Source organism: Methylobacterium sp. 275MFSha3.1 (assembly GCF_900108435.1).
GTDB lineage: Bacteria > Pseudomonadota > Alphaproteobacteria > Rhizobiales > Beijerinckiaceae > Methylobacterium.
The window spans coordinates 153,786-170,140 of record NZ_FNWP01000008.1 but is presented as its reverse complement, the minus strand read 5'-3'; the positions used below and the strand labels follow the sequence as shown (position 1 = coordinate 170,140).

Below are 16,355 nucleotides of genomic sequence, written 5' to 3'. Positions count from 1 at the left end.
CGGACGACGACGCGAATGGGTCGCTCGGTGCGACCGCCCTATGAAAGCAAGACGATAGCGCCGCAGGGCGCGACAGAAAGGTCCGAAACGTGACGAAGAAGCTGCTGTTCCTGTTCGACACCGATGCCGTGCCGAACGTGTTCGACACGGTCGTCGGCTACGACGGCGGCGCCGACCACATCACCGGCTACGGCGGCGTGAATCCCGACAATGTCGGCGCCCTGGTCGACGGCACGATCTACACCCGCGGCGGCTCCGAGAAGAAGTCGACGGCGATCTTCGTCGGCGGCGGCAGCATGGCGGCGGGCGAGGCGCTGTTCACCGCCGTCAAGAAGCGGTTCTTCGGCCCGTTCCGGGTCTCGGTGATGCTCGATTCCAACGGCTCCAACACCACGGCCGCCGCGGGCGTCGCGCTGGTGGCCAAGGCCGCGGGCTCGCTCCAGGGCAAGAAGGCCGTCGTGCTGGCGGGCACCGGCCCGGTCGGCATGCGCTCGGCCGCTCTGCTCGCCGGCGAGGGCGCCGAGGTCACCATCGCGGGCCGCGCCCTCGACAAGACCCAGGCCGCCGCGGACCAGATCAACACGCGCTTCAAGGTCAACGTGAAGGCCGCCGCCACCCCCGACGAGGCCTCCCGCGTCGCCCTGGTGAAGGGCACGAACCTCGTGTTCACGGCCGGCGCCATCGGCGTCGAGCTGCTGCCGGAAGCCGCCTGGGCGCAGGAATCGTCGATCGAGTTCGTCGCCGACTACAACGCCCAGCCCCCGACGGGCATCGGCGGCATCGACGTGATGGACAAGGGCAAGGAGCGCAACGGCAAGCAGGCCTTCGGGGCGCTGGGCATCGGCGGCCTGAAGCTCAAGCTGCACCGGGCCTGCGTCGGCCAGCTCTTCGAGAGCACCGACAAGGTGCTCGACGCCGAGGAGATCTACGCCCTCGCCAAGACGATGGCCTGAGGAGGCGCCGGTGACCGAGACGCATCGCCCCGAGACCGACAGCATCGAGAAATTCCTGACGGAGCTGGCGAGCGCTGCCCCCACCCCCGGGGGGGGCGGCGCGGCGGCGATCTCCGGCGCCATGGGCGCGGCCCTGGTGTCGATGGTCTGCAACCTCACCATCGGCAAGAAGAAGTACGTCGAGGTCGAGGCCGAGCTGAAGGAGGTCCTGGCCAAGTCCGAGGGCCTGCGGGTCGTGCTCACCGGCATGATCGGCGAGGACGTCCAGGCCTTCGACGCCGTCATGGGCGCCTACGGCCTGCCCAAGAACACCGACGACGAGAAGGCAGCCCGCGCCGAGAAGATCCAGGCGGCGCTCAAGACCGCCTGCGACGTGCCGCTCGCCTGCTGCCGGGCCTGCCGCGCGGTGATCGACCTCGCGGCCATCACCGCCGACAAGGGCAACCTCAACGTCGTGTCGGATGCCGGCGTGGCGGTGCTCTCCGCCTATGCCGGCCTGCGCAGCGCGGCGCTGAACGTCTACGTGAACGCCAAGGGTCTCGAGGACCGCGCGTTCGCCGAGGAGCGGCTGAAGGAGCTGGAGGATCTGCTCGGCGAGGCCGGCGCACTCACCGAGAAGGTCTACGCGGTCGTCAAGGACAAGGTGAACTGAACCGGCGACTTGGGTCAGCACCGCGCGTCTCAGCGTGCCCGGTCGGCCCCGTCGACGCCGCCGTCTCTGCAAGCGAGTGAGGCAATCCAGTCGGCGCCACCCTCGCAGGCGTCGCGCTGCCCTGGGTCGCTTCGCTGCGCTCGCGATGACGGACAGAGCGTCCTGAACGAAGCGTTCCGACGTACTTTGTAGCGATTCAACAGTCGAGGCCGGGTGCATCGTGCTCCCGGCCTCGCTGTTTTCCTGTATGCTGCGTTGCAATATGAAATACGATCTGTGCTGCGACCGCGAAAAAGTCGCGGTCAATCAGGAGCTTAAAAAATTTGACGGGCGTAATCTTTCGACTCAACTAAAGTAGAGGGCGTCAACGGCGGCAACGAACCGCGGAGGAGGCGCCGAATGGACGTCCACGAGTATCAGGCCAAGGAGCTGCTCGCGAGCTTCGGCGTGGCCGTCCCGAAAGGCGCGATCGCCTTCAGCCCGGATCAGGCGGTCTACGCGGCCACAGAGCTCGGCGGCTCGTTCTGGGCCGTGAAGGCGCAGATCCACGCCGGGGCCCGCGGCAAGGCCGGCGGCATCAAGCTGTGCCGGACCTACAACGAGGTCCGCGACGCCGCCAAGGACCTCCTCGGCAAGCGCCTCGTCACCCACCAGACCGGCCCCGAGGGCAAGCCGGTGCAGCGGGTCTACGTCGAGACCGCCGACCCGTTCGAGCGCGAGCTCTACCTCGGCTACGTGCTGGACCGGAAGGCCGAGCGCGTCCGGGTCATCGCCAGCCAGCGCGGCGGCATGGACATCGAGGAGATCGCCGCCAAGGAGCCCGACTCGCTCATCCAGGTGGTGGTCGAGCCGGCGGTCGGCCTGCAGCAGTTCCAGGCGCGGGAGATCGCCTTCCAGCTCGGGCTCAACATCAAGCAGGTCTCGGCCGCGGTGAAGACGATCATGAACGCCTACCGGGCGTTCCGCGACTGCGACGGCACCATGCTGGAGATCAACCCGCTCGTCGTCACCAAGGACGACCGGGTGCTGGCGCTCGACGCCAAGATGAGCTTCGACGACAACGCGATGTTCCGCCGGCCGGGCATCGCCGACATGCACGACCCGTCCCAGGGCGATCCCCGCGAGGCGCAGGCCGCCGAGCACAACCTCAGCTACATCGGCCTCGAGGGCGAGATCGGCTGCATCGTCAACGGCGCGGGCCTCGCCATGGCCACCATGGACATGATCAAGCACGCGGGCGGCGAGCCGGCGAACTTTCTGGACGTCGGCGGCGGCGCGTCTCCGGAGCGGGTCGCCACGGCCTTCCGGCTCGTACTCTCGGACCGCAACGTGAAGGCGATCCTGGTCAACATCTTCGCCGGCATCAACCGCTGCGACTGGGTCGCCGAGGGCGTCGTCCAGGCCGCCCGCGAGGTGAAGATCGATGTGCCGCTCGTGGTCCGGCTCGCCGGCACGAACGTCGAGGCCGGCAAGAAGATCCTGGCCGAGAGCGGCCTCGACCTCATCACCGCCGACACGCTGGCTGAGGCGGCCAAGAAGGCGGTCGACGCCTGCTCCGCCGCCAAGACGCAGCACTGAGAGGGGAGACCGCGCCATGAGCATCCTCATCGACGAGACCACCCCGATCATCGTCCAGGGCATCACGGGCGACAAGGGCACCTTCCACGCCAAGGAGATGCTGGATTACGGCACGAACGTCGTCGGCGGCGTCACCCCGGGCAAGGGCGGGCGCACCCATCTGGGCCTGCCGGTGTTCAACACCGTCAAGGAGGCGGTGGCGGCGACCGGCGCCACCACGTCGATCACCTTCGTGGCGCCCCCCTTCGCGGCGGACGCCATCATGGAGGCGGCCGATGCCGGCCTGCGGCTGGTCTGCTCGATCACCGACGGCATCCCGGCCCAGGACATGATGCGGGTGAAGCGCTACCTGTACCGCTACCCCAAAGAGAAGCGGACCATGGTGGTCGGCCCGAACTGCGCCGGCATCATCTCGCCCGGCAAGGCGATGCTCGGCATCATGCCCGGCCACATCTACCTTCCGGGCAATGTCGGGGTGATCTCCCGCTCCGGGACGCTGGGCTACGAGGCCGCCTCGCAACTCAAGGAACTCGGGCTCGGGATTTCGACCTCGGTGGGCATCGGCGGCGACCCGATCAACGGCTCGTCCTTCCTCGACCACCTCGCCCTGTTCGAGACCGACCCGGACACCGACGCGGTCCTGATGATCGGCGAGATCGGCGGCCCGCAGGAGGCCGAGGCCTCGGCCTGGATCCGCGAGAACATGTCGAAGCCGGTGATCGGCTTCGTGGCCGGGCTGACCGCCCCGAAGGGTCGCCGCATGGGCCATGCCGGCGCGATCATCTCGGCGGCCGGCGACAGCGCCGCCGAGAAGGCCGAGATCATGCGCTCCTACGGGCTGACGGTGGCGCCGGATCCGGGCTCCTTCGGGCAGACGGTGGCCGACGTGCTGGCCCGGGCCGCGTAGCGCGGCCGGCCCGCCTTACGCCCGGAACGCGGCGCGGGTCCTCTCTCCCGAGCGGGAGAGGGCGCGCGTCGCGCTGGGCACCGGCCGATGCGCGCCTCCCTCCCGGAGGTGACGGCGCATCGCGCTGAACATCCTCGAGAAAGACCGTGCGCCACGAGGTGGCTCCATGACCCGCACCCTTCACGCAACCCCCGGTCTCGTCGATGCCACGGCCTTCGCGCCGCCGGTGATCGTCGGCACGTCGTCGGAACAGGCGCTGGACATCCTGTTCCAGGCGCTGCTCGACGTCGCCCGCCGGCACGACCCCGACCTGGAGGCGGTCCTGCACGGGACGGCCGACATCTCGCGCTTCTCGCCGCAGATGCTGGCGCGCGCGCTGCAGGTGCAGGGCATCTGGTTCCAGCTGATCTCCATCGCCGAGCAGAACGCCGCGATGCGCCGACGCCGGCACGTGGAGCGCACGGAGGGGCGGGCCGCGCTCGGCGGCTCCTTCGCCAAGGTTTTTTCCGACGCGCGCAAACAGGGGGTGCCCCCTGAAAAAATCCAGGCGCTGCTGAGCGACCTGCGCATCCGCCCGACGCTCACCGCCCACCCGACCGAGGGCAAGCGGGTGACGGTGCTGGAGAAGTTCCGCCGGATCTACCTCGTGCTGCGCGAGCTGGAGATGCCGCGCTGGACCGACCGTGAGCGCAACGGGCTCATGAACGAGCTGCGCGACCAGATCGAGCTGGTCTGGATGACGGGCGAGCTGCACCTGGAGAAGGCGACCGTCGAGCGGGAAGTGGCCTGGGGGCTGCACTTCTTCGACGAGACCCTGTTCGAGATGCTGCCCGAGACCCTGGAGACCCTCCACGAGGCGCTGGCCGAGACCTATCCGGGCACCGAGTTCAGAGTGCCGCCGTTCTTCCAGTTCGGCTCCTGGATCGGCGGCGACCGGGACGGCAACCCCTACGTCACGGCGGCCGTCACCCGGCAGACTCTGCACCGGAACGCGCTCGCCTCGCTCACGCGCTACCGCGACGGCGTCCGCGAGCTGGGGCGGACCCTCTCGCTCACCGAGCGCTCGCTGCCGCTGCCCGAGAGCTTCCGCGCGGAACTCGACCGGAATCTCGCCGAGAGCGGCCAGGCCCGCGCCATCACCCGGCGCAACCCGGGCGAGCCCTATCGCCAGTACCTCTCCTGCGTCCTGCGCAAGATCGAGGCGACGATCGCCCGCAACGAGGGCGAGCACCCGTCCGGCCCCGACTACGCGAGCGCGGACGGGCTGATCGAGGACCTGCGCACCCTGGAGCGCGGCCTGACCGAGGCCAAGTGCGGGGCGCTGGCGCGCGATCTCGTCCGCCCGGTGCGGCGGATGGTGGAGATCTTCCGCTTCTCGACGGTCCGCCTCGACCTGCGCGAGAACACGACCCGGACCACCGACACGCTCCACGCCCTCTGGCGCCAGCGCAACGGCGACGGCGAGCCGCCGGCCCTCGGCTCGGCCGCGTGGCGCCAGTGGCTCGACACGGAGCTCGCCCGGCCGCGCGATCCCGAGCGGTCCTTCGAGGACCTGCCCGACGCCGCCCGCGAGACGCTCGCCACCTTCGCCCTCGTCGCCGAGATGCGCGAGGCCCTCGACCGCGAGGCGTTCGGCGCCTTCGTGCTGTCGATGACCCGCTCGGTGGAGGACGTGCTCGGCGCGTACCTGCTGGCCAAGGAAGCGGGGGTGTTCCTCGACGCCGCCGGCACGGAGATCTGCCCGCTGCCGATCGTGCCCCTGTTCGAGACCATCGACGACCTGCGTGCCGCCCCGGCGATCATGCGGGCGCTGCTCAACGTGCCGGTGGTCCGCCGCTCCACCCGCTGGCAGGGCGGCGTGCAGGAGGTGATGATCGGCTACTCCGACTCCAACAAGGACGGCGGCTTCGTCGCCGCCAACTGGGAACTCTACAAGGCGCAGAGCAAGCTGACCCGGCTCGGCGAGGAGCTCGGCGTCGGGATCGCCTTCTTCCACGGGCGCGGCGGCTCGGTGAGCCGCGGCGGCGTGCCGACCCAGAAGGGCATCATGGCCCAGCCGCCGGGCTCCATCCGCGGCCGGTTCCGGACCACCGAGCAGGGCGAGGTCGTCTCGTTCAAGTACGCCAACCGCGGCACGGCCGCCTACCAGATGGAGCTGCTGGCGGCCTCGGTGTTCGAGCACGCGCTCGCCGGCGACGGCGAGCGGGCGGGCCCCGGCCACGACGACGCCCTCGAGGCGCTCGCCGGGGCCTCGCGGGCGGCCTACGTCCAGCTGCTCCAGACCGACGGCCTGGTCGATTACTTCCAGGCGGCGAGCCCGCTGGACGAGATCTCCCTGCTCAACATCGGCTCGCGTCCGGCCCGCCGCTTCGGCGCGCGCTCGCTCTCGGACCTCCGCGCGATCCCCTGGGTGTTCGCGTGGTCGCAGAACCGGCACGTGATCACCGGCTGGTACGGCGTCGGCTCGGGGCTGGCGAGCTTCATCGACGTGCGCGGCCGCGACGGCGAGGCGACCCTCAAGCGGCTGTTCAACGAGTCCCGCATCCTCCGCCTCGTCCTCGACGAGGTCGAGAAGACGCTGATGATGGTCGATCTCGACATCGCCCGCGCCTACGCGGGCCTCGTCCAGGACGCGGGCGTCCGGGACCGGATCTTCTCGATGATCGAGGCCGAGTACGCGCTCACCCGCGAGATGGTGCTGCGGGTGAGCGGCGGCACGGAGCTGGCCGAGCGCTTCCCCCTGTTCCGGGACCGCCTGAAGGGCCGGCTCCCGACGATCAACCAGGTCAGCCGCGAGCAGGTCGAGCTGCTCGCCCGCTACCGCGCCGAGACCGACGAGGACCGGCGCGAGGCGGTGAAGTCGGCCCTGCTCCTGTCCATCAACTGCATCGCGGTCGGCTTCGGGGCGACCGGATAGGGGAGGGTCCAGCGGGCTCCCTCTCCCGCGCGGGAGACGGGACCCGTGCCTCGATCCCGTACCGGGGACCCGGTCCATTCGTGCAGCCGCGCCCTGTCAGCGGTCCACGCGCGCGCCATTTGCCGCCGATGAACGGGACCGCATCCCGCAACGGCACCAGAACCGTCACCAGGAGAGAGAACCCAAGATGAGCTTCACCCTGATCCAGCAGGCCAAGCCGCGCCTGCACCGCTCCGAACTCGCCGTGCCCGGCTCCAACCCGACCTTCATGGAGAAGTCGGCCTCCTCGGCGGCGGACGTGATCTTCCTCGATCTCGAGGACGCGGTTGCCCCGGACGACAAGGAGAAGGCCCGCACCAACATCATCCAGGCGCTGAACGACCTGGATTGGGGCAACAAGACCATGATGATCCGCATCAACGGTCTCGACACCCACTACATGTACCGCGACGTGGTCGACATCGTCGAAGCCTGCCCGCGGCTCGACATGGTGCTGATCCCCAAGGTCGGCGTGCCGGCCGACGTCTACGCCATCGACGTGCTGGTCACCCAGATCGAGCAGGCCAAGAAGCGCGAGAAGCAGATCGGCTTCGAGGTGCTGATCGAGACGGCCCTCGGCATGGCCAACGTCGAGGCGATCGCCCAGTCGTCGAAGCGGCTGGAGGCGATGTCCTTCGGCGTCGCCGACTACGCCGCCTCGACCCGCGCCCGATCCACCGTCATCGGCGGCGTGAACCCCGACTTCTCGGTGCTCACCGACAAGGACGAGTCCGGCGGCCGCCAGACCCACTGGCAGGATCCGTGGCTGTTCGCCCAGAACCGCATGCTGGTCGCCTGCCGCGCCTACGGACTGCGCCCGATCGACGGACCGTTCGGCGACTTCTCGGATCCGGACGGCTACCGCTCGGCGGCCCGCCGCTGCGCCGCTCTCGGCTTCGAGGGCAAGTGGGCGATCCACCCGAGCCAGATCGAGCTCGCCAACGAGGTGTTCACCCCGTCGGAGGCCGAGGTCACCAAGGCGCGCCGCATCCTCGAGGCCATGGAAGAGGCCGCCAAGGCCGGCCGCGGCGCCGTCTCCCTGGACGGCCGCCTCATCGACATCGCCTCGATCCGCATGGCCGAGGCGCTGATCGAGAAGGCGAACGCCATGAAGGGCTGAGGCAGCCCCCGGGCGGATCCCGGCACAGGGCCGGGATCCGCCCTCCGCACTGCGAGGAACGTCTCGTCGTTGCGAGCGCAGCGAAGCAATCCAGGGTCGCGGCTACGGCGACATGCGTGTCGCTGCCGGGTTGCCTCGCTGCGCGCGCGAGGACGGCGGCGCCGCGCGGCCCGGGTCCCGTCAGAAAGGACGATCGTCCGGCAACCGCGCCGCTACCATCTCGCCCGGCGTTGGGTCCCGGTGAACCACGATGCCGCTCGACCGATCCGCCGCGATGAGCCCCAGCCGCGCGAACCCGTCGAGCCAGCCGTCCATCGGCCAGATCCCGTGCCGATCGTGAAAGCGGGCCGCGTTGGCGACGATGTCGCGGAAATGCTGCAGCGGCGGGTCGTAGCCCGGATGATGCTGGTGGTAGGCCCGGGGGCCGCCGAGGAACAGGATCGGCACGCCGGCCCGCTCGGCCCGGAAGGCGAGGTCGGTGTCCTCCGCGCCGTAGCCCGAGAAGGTCTCGTCGAAGCCGCCGAGGCGGTCATAGGTCGCGGCCCGCACCGCGAAGGCGAGGGACCAGAACAGGCCGGGCTGCGGCGCCGGCGCCACCGTGCCGGCGGGCGGGAAGACCCGCACCGGGTGCGGCGCGCCGAGACGCGCCAGATCCGTCTCGCGCCACCCGTCCGCGACCGCGCCGGCCGGCAGGTAGCCGATCTCGCAGCAGATCAGGCCGTCCCGCTCGGCCACCGCCCGCGACAGGCCCGCGACGAGCCCCGCCGAGGGGATGCAGTCCACGTCGAGGAAGATCAGCGTGTCGGCACCGGCGGCCCGGCGCCCGGCATTGCGCGCCGCGGCGAGCGGCAGGCCGGCATGCGGGAACGGCACGCGCTCCACCGGGAAGGGCAGGGCCGGGTAGGGCGCCGCGTCGTCGCCGATCTCGACGACGACGCAGCGGTCGGGCGGGTCGCCGCGGCCGAGGCCTTCGAGCAGACGGGTCAGGTGCGCGCGCCGGCCCTTGTTGAGGGTGATGACCGCGACGCTCACGGGGCGGTTCCGGCGCGCAGGACGTCGATGCGGTACTTGTCCGTCCGCGCCTGACTCAGGACCTGTGCGAAGGGTGCCGACAGCCGGATGAAGCCCTCGGCGGCGCCGTCGCCCGAGAGCGGGTAGTCGGTCTCGCCCAGCCAGTGCACCAGCACGATGTCGCCGCCGGGCGCGATCGTCGCGCCGGCCCGGCGCACGAGCGCGGCGAAATCCTCCGGGGCCAGGAAGTACAGGAACTCGGAGAGGACGATCAGGTCGAACCGCTCCTCGGGCCAGTCCGCCGGCATCGTGCCCTGCCGGATCTCGACGTGGGGGCGATCCGCGCAGCGCGCCCGGGCGTCCTCCAGGGCGGCCGGAACCAGATCCGTGGCGAGCAGACGCTCGCAGCGCTCGGACAGGGCGTGGGTGAAGACGCCGATGGAGCAGGCCGGCTCGAACGCGGCCCGGTAGCGCGCCTGCGGCAGGGCCGCCAGCGTCGCCGCGTACTTGTCGCGCTCGTAGGACGACGAGGTGAAGCGCCAGGGATCCGGGTCGCTGGCGTACATGCCGAGGAAGTAGTCTTCCGGCAGGGTCTGCGTCCGGCGGCTCATGCGGGGACCGCGACGAAGCGCTCGTAGGGGCCGCAGAGCCGGTCGATCATGGCGGGCTCGAGCCGGAAGCCCTGGGGATCGTCCGCGATCAGGTCGGTGGTCTGCGATTCGTGGGCGGCGACGGCGCGCGCCTTGGTCTCGCGATAGGCGGAGACGTCGAGGCGCAGGCCGGCGGGGCTCGGCCCGACCTCGGTCTCGGGCGGCAGGGTCCAGCCCCAGACGGGATACTCGTAGACGCGGACCCCCGGCATCTGCGGCCGCGCGAGGGCGACGATCGCCGCGGCCGCCTTGTGGTCGCAGTGGGGATCGTGGCGCCACGTGACGAAGACCGCGCCGGCCCCGATCGCCGCGGCCGCGCGGGCGACCGCGGACGCGGCGGCCTCGGCCTCGGGGCCGTCGCTCGGGACGTGCGCGTCCGGGAGGCGCAGGAAGGTGACGGCCTCGGGCCCGAGGCCGAGAACCGCCACGGCCCGCCGTGTCTCCGCCTCGCGCAGGGCGCGCAGTTTCTCGGGCGGGTAGAGACGGGAATGGGTGTGCGACCCGCAGCCGTCGCTGACCACGACGAGATGCACGGGCCGTCCCGACACCCGGGCGGCGGCGATCAGCCCGCCGCATCCGAGGCTCTCGTCGTCGGGATGGGGCGCGACCACCACGAGCCCCCGGCTCCCCAGGAGGGCGTCGAGGCTCGCCACGGGCAGCGCGTCGGCGGCGGCGAGGAAGGCGTCGGCGCGCATCAGCGGCCTCCGATCCGGTCGGAGGCCGACAAGACGAAGGCCAAGGGAAAGCGCCGGTCGCACCGCGACGGGCTGCTGACGGGATCGATCACGGGACGCTCCACGGACGGTGCGCGGGTTGTGGCGTCCCGGGTTGTCAGGCGCGGCGCATGAACGCGCCATGAGCGGCGCGTTCGGGCCGGCCGGCGGGTGTCAGCGATCGTTCTCGGTGGTGAGCGCGTCGGCGCGGGTGCCCTCGTCGACGCCCCGGCCCGCCGCGAGATGGACGCCGGGCGTCGGCGCGTCGCGGAAGACCGCCCCGGCGGCGCTGAGGGCGCTGCGCAGGGCCTCGACCTGGCCGCTGGGCGCGTCGCTGTAGCCGCCCTCGAAATCCCGCACGAATCGCTCGTCCAGGCCGACCTTGCCGGCGAGATCGGCCTCCGACCAGCCGAGCAGCCCGCGGGCCGCCCGCGACTGCGCCGGGGTCATGGCGAGCGCCTGGGTCCCGCTCTGCGCGCCCTCGTCCGATCCTGCCAAGGTGATCCTCCTGCTTCGCACTGATCAACAACGATCGCGGTCCCGGATCGTTTCCGGGCGGTCTTCGGCCGAGCGCGACCATAATTGTGCTGAAATCCTGTCGCATCCGGCAAGGCGCAAGGATTCGGAGCGGCCCACGCGAGGGGCCGGACCGCGCGGCCCGCGCGGCGCTTCCGGACCGGGATGACCTGCGCGCGGCGCGCGCGACATGGGGACTGGACGATGAGAGGGGTGCTGATCGCGAGCTTGGCCTGTGCCGTGCTGGCCATGGACCTGACCGCGGCGACGCAGGCGCAGGCGCAGATGGGCGGCTCGCCCACGGGCTTCGGCCGGGGCAACCGCCGGCCGGGCGGCGAGGAGGAGAAGAAGCCCCAGTACGTGCCGGGGACCAAGGCCAGCGAGAAGATGTTCCCGCTGGACTCGACGTGGACCGCCGTGAGCCTGAACGGCAAGCCGTTCACGGGCGGCGACCGGCCGAGCTTCATCATCGACAAGCAGTACCGCGCCCGCGGCTACGGCGGCTGCAACACCTTCGCGGCGACCGCCTTCCCGCTCAAGGAGCAGCACATCGCCGTCGGCCCGCTCGCGCTCACCAAGAAGAGCTGCGACAAGAGCCTCGCGGCCGCCGAGCAGGCGTTCTTCATCGCCCTGCGCACCTCGGCGGCGTGGGACATGGTCGGCTCGCAGCTCGTTCTGAAGAGCCCGAACGGCGAGCTGAAGTTCGACCGGGCCCTTTAAGGGCCGGTTCACCACGCCGAACGACGACGGCCGCCGATTCAGACGCTCTTGAGGGACGTCGGCGCTCACTCCTCCGGTATCGAGGAGTGAGCGGATGCCAGTCGGGATCGGGATCGGACGCGGGGATCCCCTGCGTCCCGCGGTGACGCGGACCGTGCGCTTCTCGGGACCCGAGGGCTTCCATCCGGGCGCCCTCTGGCTCGCCGCGGCGGCGCCGCTCCTGGCGACCCTCCTCCTCCTCGTCCGGCTCGCGGCCTGAGGGGAGCCTGCGCCGACCGGTCCTAGCCTCAGCGGGTGCCGGTCGCGTCCGGCGCCCGCGAGGTCTCGGAGGCGCGGTGCGTCTCGGGCGCGGCCTCCGAGCGCAGCATCACGGGCGGGAACAGGGCCGCCAGACCCGCGGCCACGCCGTACAGGACGGGATCGGCGTTCGCTCCCGCTTCGGGCGGACGGAGATCGCTGGTCAGCTTCGTGCGCCGGCGGGCATCGCGCGCGTTCGCGAGCATCTGTCCGCGTCTCCGTTGTTCGCGTGTTCGAAACGGTCAATGCCGCGTTCCGCGTTTCGTTGCCGCGGACGTCCGATATTTCTCCCGGCCCTCGATCGCGGCCGATTCTCAGCCGCGGCGCCGGAGGATCGGCACGGACCGACCGTCCGGCAGCGGGCAGGCGGCCGGGACGACCTCGACGATCGACGCGCTCGGACAGCGCGCCCGGCAGCCCTCGGCCGCCGCGATCTGATCGCCGCCGCAGGCGTCGGCGAAGCAGAAGGTCCCGAGATCCTCGCACGTCGCCCGGAACCGGCCCAGCGCCGCCGGCCCCCGCAGGTCCGCGGCCCCGGCCCCCTGCGTCAGCAGGAGAAGCGTCAGACCGATCAGGGCCGGGAGGCGTGCCATCTCTGTCTCCGATCCGGGTCGCGACCGCTTGCGGAGCCAGCCTAGCATTGGCAGCCTGGACGCGCCGTACCATTCCCGCGACACGTGCCGCGCGTCATCTGTCGCGATCCCGGCCGCGCCGCGCGGCCGATACCACCGCTCTTCCGTGAAAGGCCGCCATGCCGCTCTACGCCCTCGACGAGCACGTCCCCGACCTCGCCGACCCGGCCCGGGTCTGGATCGCGCCCGACGCGCAGGTGATCGGCCGGGTGCATCTCGGCCTCGATGTCGGCATCTGGTTCGGCGCGGCCCTGCGCGGCGACAACGAGCCGATCCGCATCGGCGACCGCACCAACGTCCAGGAAGGCGTGATCATGCACGTCGATCCCGGCTTCCCCCTCGTGATCGGGACCGACGTCACGATCGGGCACGGCGCGATCGTGCACGGCTGCACCATCGGGGACGGCAGCCTCGTCGGCATGGGTGCGACGGTTCTGAACGGGGCCCGGATCGGCCGCGGCTGCCTCGTTGGCGCCAACGCGCTGGTCACCGAGGGCAAGGAGTTCTCGGATCACAGCCTGATCGTCGGGGCGCCGGCCAAGGCCGTGCGCACCCTCGACGAGGCCGCGATCGAGGGTTTGCGGCAGGCCGCCCTGCGCTACGTGGAGAATGCCCGGCGCTACCGGGCCGGGCTGCGCCGCATCGACGGCTGACGGGTACGGGCCGCTCCCCGGAGGAGCGGCCGCAACACCCTTACTTCTTGGCCTTGCCGCGCTCGATCGCTTCCTCGATCAGCCGGTGGGCCTCCTCCTTGTCGCCCCAGCGGACGAACTTGACCCACTTGCCGGGCTCCAGATCCTTATAGTGCTCGAAGAAGTGCTGGATCTGCTGGATCGTGATGTCGGGCAGGTCGGTGTAGTTCTCGACCCGGTCGTAGCGCTTGGTCAGGTGGCGCGAGGGCACCGCGATGATCTTCTCGTCCTCGCCGCCCTCGTCCTGCATCACCATGACGCCCACGGGACGCGCGCTGATGATCGCGCCCGGCAGCACCGCGCGGGTGTTGGCCACCAGCACGTCGCAGGGATCGCCGTCGCCCGACAGGGTGTGGGGGATGAAGCCGTAATTGCCCGGGTAGAACATCGGCGTGTACAGGAACCGGTCGACGACCAGCGCGCCGGATTCCTTGTCCATCTCGTACTTGATCGGCTCGCCGCCCAGCGGCACCTCGACAATGACGTTGACGTCGTGCGGCGGCTTCTTGCCGAGCGGGATGGCGTCGATCTTCATGGCGTGTCGCTTCCGGAATGCGGTCTCGTCCGCTTCCCGGATCTCTTAGAGGCGCCGCCTGGCAAAGCAAATCAGTCGATGGTACGGCCCGGCAACGAGCGCTGGAAAACGTTAGCCGAAGAGAAACCCGACCTTCGGGAGCGGGAGGCCCGCCACGCGGTCCAGCACCCGCGGGCCGGCGACGCCGCCGAGCCCCTCGTAGAAGGCGCTGGCGCGGGCGTTGTCCTCCAGGCTCCACACGCCGAGCCGCGCGAGGCCGTGATCCGCGAGGTCGTTGCGCACCGCCCGGAACAGGCGGCGGCCCAGGCCGACGCCCTGGTACTCCGGCAGCAGGTAGAGTTCGTCGATCTCCGCCTCGGTGCCGAGCGACTGGCTGCGCGTCCGCCCGTAGGCCGCGTAGCCGACGACGAGCTCGCCCGTCTCGACCACCGCGATCGGCCGGCCGCGGCGCAGGGCGCCCCGCCACCACGCCCGATCCCGGGTCGAGATCAGCCGCTCCAGGGCGACGCCCGGGATGATGCCGCGATAGGCCTCGCGCCACGACGCGTCGAACACCTTGGACAAGCCGCCGAGGTCGGCCTCGCGGGCCCGGCGGATGCTCGTGGTGCGCGTGCTCATGGGCCTCGGGCCTCCCATCGTCCGACCGGCGGATAACTCGCGCGGTCCGCGCAGGTTCGATGCCGATCCGGGCGGAGTGGAGGCAAGAACGGCGCCGGAACGCGTCGGTGTGTGGTCGACCGCGTGCCGGTCGGGGGCCGGGCCCGCGAATTGCCGGGCCGCCGGGTGGCTGGTAGAGCCCGGGCTCGTTCCCTCGGCAGCCCGGCCTTGTTCAACCGCTTCCTCAAGCCCGAGACGCGCTACGCGCGCCGCATGGCCCGGATCGCCCGCTTCGAGCGGCCGATCGCCGGCCCCGGCGACCGGCTGATGGCCTGGGCCAGCATGCTGCTGATGGACCACGGCGTGTTCCGCCTCGCCTACCTCAACCGGCACCGGGTCGGCACCGGCGCCGTCTGGCGCTCGGCCCAGCCCGGTCCCCACCAGCTCGCCCGCTTCCGGGCCGAGGGCGTGCGGACGATCATCTCCCTTCGCGGCGGGCGCGAGCACGGGTCCTGGCCGCTGCAGCGCGAGGCCTGCGAGCGCCACGGCCTCAAGCTCGTCGAGTTCGTGCTCCGCTCGCGGGAGGCGCCGGACCGCACCACCATCCTCGGCGCCAAGGCGTTCTTCGCCGGCATCGAGTACCCGGCCGTGATGCACTGCAAGTCCGGCGCCGACCGGGCCGGCCTCGCCTCGGCCCTGTACCTGATCCTGCACGAGGGCCGCCCGGTGGCCGAGGCCGCCCGGCAGCTCTCCGCCCGCTACGGCCATCTCCGCTTCGCCAAGACCGGGATCCTCGACGCGTTCTTCGCACGCTACCGCGTCGAGGGCGAGGCGCAGGGCCTCGACTTCCTGACCTGGGTCGAGACCGTCTACGATCCCGAGGCGCTCAAGCGGGATTTCCGGCCGGGCTTCTGGTCGGATCTGGCCGCCGACCGCATCCTGCGGCGGGAGTGAGAATCACTCCGCGGGCGGCCGCGCCGCCTCGCGGAACGGGTGGGCCGGGTAGGTCCCGATCACCCGCAGCTCGCGCGAGAAGAAGCCGAGCTCGTCCAGCGCGCGGCGGAGGCCCGTATCCTCCGGATGGCCGTCGACCTCGGCGTAGAACTGCGTGGCGGTGAACTCGCCGTCGACCATGTAGCTCTCGAGCTTCGACATGTTGACGCCGTTGGTCGCGAAGCCGCCGAGCGCCTTGTAGAGGGCGGCCGGGATGTTGCGGACGCGGAACACGAAGCTCGTCACGCAGGGCTCGACGCCCTGGGCGACCGGCTCGGGCTCGGGGGAGAACACCACGAACCGGGTGGTGTTGTGCGCCTCGTCCTCGACGTCGCGCTCGAGGATGTCCAGGCCGTAGACCTCGGCGGCGAGGGCGGGCGCCAGGGCCGCCCGGCTCGGGTCGCCAATCTCGGCGATCTCGCGGGCCGCCCCGGCGGTGTCGCCGGCGACCACGGCCTTCAGGCCCAGCCGGCGGATGATGCGGCGGCACTGGCCCAGCGCGTGGACGTGGCTGTGGACGCTCCTCAGCGCCTCGAGCTTCGTGCCCGGCAGGACCATCAGCTGGAAGTGGATCGGCAGGAAGTGCTCGGCCACGATGTGCAGCGGCGAGATCGGGATCAGGTGGTGGATGTCGGCGACGCGGCCCGCGATCGAGTTCTCGATCGGGATCATCGCCCGCTGCGCGCGCCCCTCCGTCACCGCCGCGAAGGCGTCCTCGAAGGTCGGGCAGGGCAGCGGTGTCCAGTCCGGGTAGGCCTCCGCGCAGATGATGTGCGAGTTGGCCCCGGGCTCACCCTGGTAGGCGATGGTGCGGTCGGTCATGGCGGCGCGGA

General features: G+C 71.2%; 19 protein-coding genes. 10 read left to right on the top strand and 9 right to left on the bottom strand.

Annotated features, from left to right (window positions below):
• Window positions 1-89: 89 nt before the first annotated feature.
• The 6 genes from BLW78_RS11565 to BLW78_RS11540 all read left to right on the top strand — a co-directional run bounded on the left by BLW78_RS11565 (window position 90) and on the right by BLW78_RS11540 (window position 8,166).
• The gene (locus BLW78_RS11565; protein WP_042673897.1) at window positions 90-953 is read left to right on the top strand and encodes an NADP-dependent methylenetetrahydromethanopterin/methylenetetrahydrofolate dehydrogenase; all 864 of its coding nucleotides are present in this window, start codon (window positions 90-92) and stop codon (window positions 951-953) included.
• Window positions 954-963: 10 nt separating this feature from the next.
• Window positions 964-1,605, top strand: coding sequence for a methenyltetrahydrofolate cyclohydrolase (gene fchA / locus BLW78_RS11560; RefSeq protein ID WP_020092654.1), 642 nt, complete (start codon window positions 964-966; stop codon window positions 1,603-1,605).
• Between the two features lie 399 nt (window positions 1,606-2,004).
• Window positions 2,005-3,183, top strand: a complete 1,179-nt coding sequence (locus BLW78_RS11555; RefSeq protein WP_020092653.1) for a malate--CoA ligase subunit beta — start codon at window positions 2,005-2,007, stop codon at window positions 3,181-3,183.
• Between the two features lie 16 nt (window positions 3,184-3,199).
• Complete coding sequence (gene sucD / locus BLW78_RS11550; protein ID WP_010687110.1) at window positions 3,200-4,090, top strand: succinate--CoA ligase subunit alpha; 891 nt, start codon at window positions 3,200-3,202, stop codon at window positions 4,088-4,090.
• Between the two features lie 166 nt (window positions 4,091-4,256).
• Window positions 4,257-7,007, top strand: a complete 2,751-nt coding sequence (locus tag BLW78_RS11545; protein WP_056525893.1) for a phosphoenolpyruvate carboxylase — start codon at window positions 4,257-4,259, stop codon at window positions 7,005-7,007.
• 187 nt (window positions 7,008-7,194) lie between these two features.
• The gene (locus BLW78_RS11540) at window positions 7,195-8,166 is read left to right on the top strand and encodes an HpcH/HpaI aldolase/citrate lyase family protein (RefSeq protein WP_091679616.1); all 972 of its coding nucleotides are present in this window, start codon (window positions 7,195-7,197) and stop codon (window positions 8,164-8,166) included.
• A gap of 180 nt (window positions 8,167-8,346) precedes the next feature.
• Here the strand turns inward: BLW78_RS11540 and BLW78_RS11535 are convergent, their stop codons facing one another.
• The 4 genes from BLW78_RS11535 to BLW78_RS11520 form a co-directional block, all read right to left on the bottom strand.
• Window positions 8,347-9,198, bottom strand: coding sequence for a glycosyltransferase family 2 protein (locus tag BLW78_RS11535; protein WP_091679613.1), 852 nt, complete (start codon window positions 9,196-9,198; stop codon window positions 8,347-8,349).
• Complete coding sequence (locus BLW78_RS11530; RefSeq protein ID WP_091679610.1) at window positions 9,195-9,788, bottom strand: SAM-dependent methyltransferase; 594 nt, start codon at window positions 9,786-9,788, stop codon at window positions 9,195-9,197. The genes BLW78_RS11535 and BLW78_RS11530 overlap by 4 nt, the downstream gene beginning before the upstream one ends.
• Window positions 9,785-10,522, bottom strand: coding sequence for a PIG-L deacetylase family protein (locus BLW78_RS11525; protein ID WP_091679607.1), 738 nt, complete (start codon window positions 10,520-10,522; stop codon window positions 9,785-9,787). The genes BLW78_RS11530 and BLW78_RS11525 overlap by 4 nt, the downstream gene beginning before the upstream one ends.
• A 192-nt stretch (window positions 10,523-10,714) precedes the next feature.
• Window positions 10,715-11,038, bottom strand: coding sequence for a helix-turn-helix domain-containing protein (locus BLW78_RS11520; RefSeq protein ID WP_091679605.1), 324 nt, complete (start codon window positions 11,036-11,038; stop codon window positions 10,715-10,717).
• 222 nt (window positions 11,039-11,260) lie between these two features.
• Here BLW78_RS11520 and BLW78_RS11515 point away from each other — a divergent pair, with 222 nt between their 5' ends.
• Entirely contained in the window at window positions 11,261-11,776 is a 516-nt protein-coding gene (locus tag BLW78_RS11515; RefSeq protein WP_091679602.1) for an META domain-containing protein, read from the top strand.
• Between the two features lie 94 nt (window positions 11,777-11,870).
• Window positions 11,871-12,035 (top strand): hypothetical protein, encoded by a 165-nt coding sequence (locus BLW78_RS31340; protein ID WP_170855142.1) that lies wholly within the window; start codon window positions 11,871-11,873, stop codon window positions 12,033-12,035.
• Between the two features lie 28 nt (window positions 12,036-12,063).
• On the opposite strand, the gene BLW78_RS11510 is transcribed toward BLW78_RS31340, so the two are convergent.
• Together BLW78_RS11510 and BLW78_RS11505 are read right to left on the bottom strand one after the other, a co-directional pair.
• On the bottom strand, window positions 12,064-12,279 hold the full coding sequence (locus tag BLW78_RS11510) for a hypothetical protein (RefSeq protein ID WP_091679600.1): 216 nt from the start codon (window positions 12,277-12,279) through the stop codon (window positions 12,064-12,066).
• A 108-nt stretch (window positions 12,280-12,387) separates the two neighbouring features.
• A complete protein-coding gene (locus BLW78_RS11505) occupies window positions 12,388-12,666 on the bottom strand; it encodes a hypothetical protein (RefSeq protein WP_020092644.1) in 279 nt (92 codons plus the stop codon).
• A gap of 158 nt (window positions 12,667-12,824) precedes the next feature.
• On the opposite strand from BLW78_RS11505, the gene BLW78_RS11500 reads away from it, so the two are divergent.
• Entirely contained in the window at window positions 12,825-13,358 is a 534-nt protein-coding gene (locus BLW78_RS11500) for a gamma carbonic anhydrase family protein (protein WP_091679597.1), read from the top strand.
• Window positions 13,359-13,398: 40 nt separating this feature from the next.
• On the opposite strand, the gene ppa is transcribed toward BLW78_RS11500, so the two are convergent.
• Together ppa and BLW78_RS11490 are read right to left on the bottom strand one after the other, a co-directional pair.
• Window positions 13,399-13,932 carry an inorganic diphosphatase gene (gene ppa, locus BLW78_RS11495; protein WP_020092642.1) on the bottom strand — a complete coding sequence of 178 codons (534 nt, stop codon included), beginning with the start codon at window positions 13,930-13,932 and terminating at the stop codon, window positions 13,399-13,401.
• A gap of 111 nt (window positions 13,933-14,043) precedes the next feature.
• Window positions 14,044-14,550 (bottom strand): GNAT family N-acetyltransferase, encoded by a 507-nt coding sequence (locus BLW78_RS11490; RefSeq protein ID WP_091679594.1) that lies wholly within the window; start codon window positions 14,548-14,550, stop codon window positions 14,044-14,046.
• Window positions 14,551-14,757: 207 nt separating this feature from the next.
• Here BLW78_RS11490 and BLW78_RS11485 point away from each other — a divergent pair, with 207 nt between their 5' ends.
• Window positions 14,758-15,483: a tyrosine-protein phosphatase gene (locus BLW78_RS11485; protein ID WP_091679592.1), complete on the top strand. Its 726-nt coding sequence runs from the start codon at window positions 14,758-14,760 to the stop codon at window positions 15,481-15,483.
• A gap of 3 nt (window positions 15,484-15,486) precedes the next feature.
• On the opposite strand, the gene BLW78_RS11480 is transcribed toward BLW78_RS11485, so the two are convergent.
• On the bottom strand, window positions 15,487-16,344 hold the full coding sequence (locus BLW78_RS11480; protein ID WP_091679589.1) for a prephenate dehydratase: 858 nt from the start codon (window positions 16,342-16,344) through the stop codon (window positions 15,487-15,489).
• Between the last annotated feature and the right edge of the window lie 11 nt (window positions 16,345-16,355).